At 56.5% G+C, this 3,860-nt stretch carries 3 protein-coding genes and 3 pseudogenes; 3 read left to right on the forward strand and 3 right to left on the reverse strand.

Annotation, left to right across the window (positions count from 1 at the left end; translation table 11 throughout):
* The 3 genes and pseudogenes from BBW68_RS09280 to rlmM all read left to right on the forward strand — a co-directional run.
* A pseudogene (locus tag BBW68_RS09280) lies at positions 1 to 362 on the forward strand (LysR substrate-binding domain-containing protein); the annotation flags it as partial.
* A gap of 60 nt (positions 363 to 422) precedes the next feature.
* Positions 423 to 819 (forward strand): annotated as a pseudogene (locus BBW68_RS09285) (DUF423 domain-containing protein).
* The gene (gene rlmM / locus BBW68_RS09290; RefSeq protein ID WP_070135140.1) at positions 812 to 1,879 is read left to right on the forward strand and encodes a 23S rRNA (cytidine(2498)-2'-O)-methyltransferase RlmM; all 1,068 of its coding nucleotides are present in this window, start codon (positions 812 to 814) and stop codon (positions 1,877 to 1,879) included. Before BBW68_RS09285 ends, rlmM begins: the two are co-directional and overlap by 8 nt.
* A gap of 92 nt (positions 1,880 to 1,971) precedes the next feature.
* On the opposite strand, the gene xni is transcribed toward rlmM, so the two are convergent.
* From xni to BBW68_RS09305, 3 genes and pseudogenes are all read right to left on the reverse strand, one after another.
* Positions 1,972 to 2,721, reverse strand: a complete 750-nt coding sequence (gene xni, locus BBW68_RS09295) for a flap endonuclease Xni (protein WP_070135141.1) — start codon at positions 2,719 to 2,721, stop codon at positions 1,972 to 1,974.
* Between the two features lie 5 nt (positions 2,722 to 2,726).
* Positions 2,727 to 3,355 (reverse strand): annotated as a pseudogene (locus BBW68_RS09300) (pyrimidine/purine nucleotide monophosphate nucleosidase domain-containing protein); the annotation flags it as partial.
* A gap of 10 nt (positions 3,356 to 3,365) precedes the next feature.
* A partial coding sequence (locus BBW68_RS09305; RefSeq protein WP_148127615.1) for an IS3 family transposase occupies positions 3,366 to 3,860 on the reverse strand: 495 nt, incomplete at its 5' end.

The raw sequence follows: 3,860 nt of genomic DNA on the forward strand, positions 1-3,860 counted from the left end.
CCTCCGTTTTGTTGCGTTTTAACTGGGAATGGGGCACTGGCAAGCGACCGCTAACCTTTCCAGCCGGGCTGGGCAGCATCAATGTGCAGCAGGGACCGATATTCAGTCACAGCGCCATGGTGCTGCAGGCCGCGATCCGCGGCTAGGGCGTGGCGCTGGCCAATAATGTGATGGCGCAGAGTGAGATAGAAGCGGGGCGTCTGGTTTGCCCGTTTAACGATGTGCTGGTCAGTAAAAATGCTTTTTATCTGGTTTGTCATGACAGTCGGGCAGAACTGGGTAAAATAGCCGCCTTCCGGCAGTGGATCCTTGCGAAAGCAGCAAGCGAACAGGAAAAATTCCGCTTTCGTTACGAACAATAAACCAGCCTAGCGCGCCGTAAGCACCACGGAGCGTGCTCCGTGTTCTCAGAGGATGGTGTTATGTCCAGTCGTGCAATGCTGATTTTTGCCGCTATCAGTGGGTTTTTCTACGTGGCGCTGGAGGCTTTTGGCACCCATATATTAAAGCCGGTCGCTGGGGAGCGCCGAAATGGCCTAGATGAAAACCGGGCTGGATTATTACCAAGCGTTCCATACTCTTGCGGTACTGGGTTTGGCTGCAGCGATGCTACGCCGCGCCGATATATGGTCCTGCTGGAGCAGCGCGTTTCTGGCGCTGGGCACGGTTTTATTCAGCGGCAGCCTTTACTGTCTGGCGCTGTCGCACCTGAAAATTTGGGTGTTTGTTACGCCAGTCGTAGGCACCTGCTTCTGATCGGCTGGATTTTGATGTTGGTTGGCGCGCTGCGTCTGAAAAAAGGCAGATCGCTATGAATAAGATTTTACTGTATTGCCGTCAGGACTTTGAGAAAGAGTGCGCGGCGGAGATCACCGCTAAGGCCGCCGAGCGCGAGATTTTCGGTTTTGCCCGCGTGAAAGATGACTCTGCCTATGTGCTGTTTGAGTGCTATCAGCAAGGGGAAGCCGAAAAGCTGCTGGCCTCACTGCCGTTTAGCGAGCTGATCTTTTCCCGCCAGATGATTGTGGTCGGTGAACTGCTGCGTGATTTGCCGACCGAGGACCGTATCACGCCGGTCATGGGGATGCTTACCGGCGTGGTAGAAAAGGGCGGCGAACTGCGCGTTGAGGTGCCGGACACCAATGCCAGCAAAGAGCTACTGAAATTCTGCCGCAAGTTTACCGTGCCGCTGCGCGCCAGCCTGCGTAAAGCGAATATTCTGCTGAACTATGAGACCAACACGCGCCCGGTAATCCACGTGTTCTTTATCGCTTCAGGCTGCTGCTATGTCGGTTACTCGCTGCCAGCTAACAACTCGCCGCTGTTTATGGGGATCCCGCGCCTGAAGTTCCCCTCCAATGCGCCAAGCCGCTCCACGCTTAAGCTGGAAGAGGCTTTCCACGTGTTTATTCCTGCCAATGAGTGGGATGAGCGCCTAGCAAGCGGGATGTGGGCAGTGGACTTAGGGGCCTGCCCGGGCGGCTGGACCTATCAGCTGGTGCAGCGCAGCATGATGGTGAACGCCGTGGATAACGGCTCGATGGCGCCGAGCCTGATGGATACCGGGCAGGTATTCCACCAGCGTGAGGACGGCTTTAAGTACCGCCCGCCGCGCAGCAATAACTATTGGGTGGTGTGCGACATGGTGGAAAAACCGGTGCGCGTGGCGAATCTGATGGCGGACTGGCTGGTCAACGCCTGGTGTAGCGAGGCGATCTTTAACCTCAAACTGCCGATGAAGAAGCGTTATGAGGAAGTGTCGCAGAATTTGCAGATGATCCACGAGAAGCTGGTGGGAAACGGCATTAACGCGCAGATCCAGGCGCGTCAGATGTATCACGATCGCGAAGAGGTGACGGTGCATATCCGCCGTATCTGAGCCGCCACGACGAGCGTTAATCTTTCCATCGTGAATCTGGCGCGGGCCGATTGAAAAAAATGATTGGCCCCTACAACAGCCAGCCTGCGTGTTTATGGCAGTCGTAAATCCTTTAAATTCCCCGCCAGTACCAAATCCGTTCTCAGCGTGGCGACCTGCTGGCAGATTTCCGCCATCTGGCGATGCTGCTCCAGCTTATTGCGCCACTTCTCCGGCATCCGATTCAGCTGCTGATAAATTCCTGCTAAGCTACCAAACTGCGGCAACAGCCGCGTGGCGCTTTTGCCGCCGATACCGGGCACGTCCGGGATCTTACTGCTGCTGATCCCTGCCAGCCCCCAGTAGTCGGTGAGCTGGGCTGGCGCCACGCCAAATTCGGTGGCAATAAACGGTACGTCGAGCCAGCGTTTTTGGAAATAGTCGCGGATCTGCACGTTAGGTGCCAGCATCTGGCAATAGCCTTTATCGGTGGAGACAATAGTGGCCTTATGCCCGGCGGCGGCCACTTTGCTGGCGAGCGTGGCGGCGAGATCGTCGGCCTCATCACCGGGAGAGTGCCAGCAGTTAACCCCCACGCCGACAAAGGCCGCGCGCAGCAGTGGCATTTCATTATGCAGTGCATCCGGCATGGGCGAGCGCCCGGCCTTGTAATCCGGCAGCAGCCGGTGCCGCCAGCTGTCGGCGCAGTCGGCATCGTCAAACACCGCCACAGTGTGCGTCGGGCGGGTATGCATCAGAAGCTGATGGATGGCATTCAGGCAGGCGTCTTGGCAGGGGGAACCCTGGACGGCGTGTATGCGGCGAATCAGATTCAGCGCATCGATAATCAATAAATGGTGCAAAATCGTTAATCTTGAGCGGCCCGCAGGTCGTTCGTCGGTTGCTTGATGATTTCGTAGCAGGGAATATAGGCACTGCCCGGCCGGCAGCTTCATGCGGTGCTGAGCCACAAAGCCCTGCAGCAGATCATCCATGCTGCGCATGATCTCCGGATCGCCGTGCAGCTTATACGGCCCTTTCTCTTTGATTGCGCAAATGCCAACATCCTTCACGTTACCGGCGACGATCCCAGAGAAGGTGCGACGCAGTGCCGCAGCTAGATCCTCGACGGGCTGATCCGGCGACAGGTTAAGATTAGCCATATTTTTCATGGCTCGGCATAAACGGCATCTGCAGGTCAGGAGCAATGCGCAACGCCCAGTTAAAGCTGTAAGCGTCGCCGGTTTCGCGACGATGCTCCTTCACCTTCGGCATCGCTTTCTTCATCAGCCGCGCCACTTCCGCCGCGTCATCGATAATAATGGTGTAGTGTTTACGTGCCTCATCACCCAGCGTGCTGGCGATAAACTCATCGAGCACTTTGAAGTAATCGGCGCTCTCTTTCGGCCCGGTGAGAATCAGTGGCAGCACTTGGTCATGGTTATGCGGGTTCATCAAAATACCCAGCAGATAGAGCAGCTCTTCCGCCGTCCCGACACTGTAGTGGTCAACTAATACTGGCCACAGCATTAGACTGTAAGTAGTACAGCCGCTCAGATTCGTTGGGCGTCAGACTGCCGTTATACCAGTGGGGCCTGATAGCGCTGTAATATCCCGTTATATAGCGGATTATCGCGCCCTGGGCTTCGCTGAAGCTGTTATAGCCCTTCGTCGGCACCCATTCGGTCTTCAGGCTCCGGAAGAACCGCTCCATAGGGGCGTTATCCCAGCAGTTTCCCCGTCGACTCATACTCTGCTTTATCCTACAGCGCCACAGCGCCTGCCGATATCTACGGCTGGTATAGGGGCTGCCCTGGTCGCTGTGGAACGCCACGTCTGTTGGCTTACCCCGAAGCTCCCAGGCCATCTGCAACGCTTTGACCGTCAGTGCCGAGTCCGGTGACGTCGACATGGCCCAGCCCACCGGTTTACGTGCAAACAAGTCCAGCACCACCGCCAGATAAGCCCAGCATTTACCCGTCCAGATATAAGTCACATCGCC

Source organism: Candidatus Erwinia dacicola (genome assembly GCF_001756855.1).
GTDB lineage: Bacteria > Pseudomonadota > Gammaproteobacteria > Enterobacterales > Enterobacteriaceae > Erwinia > Erwinia dacicola.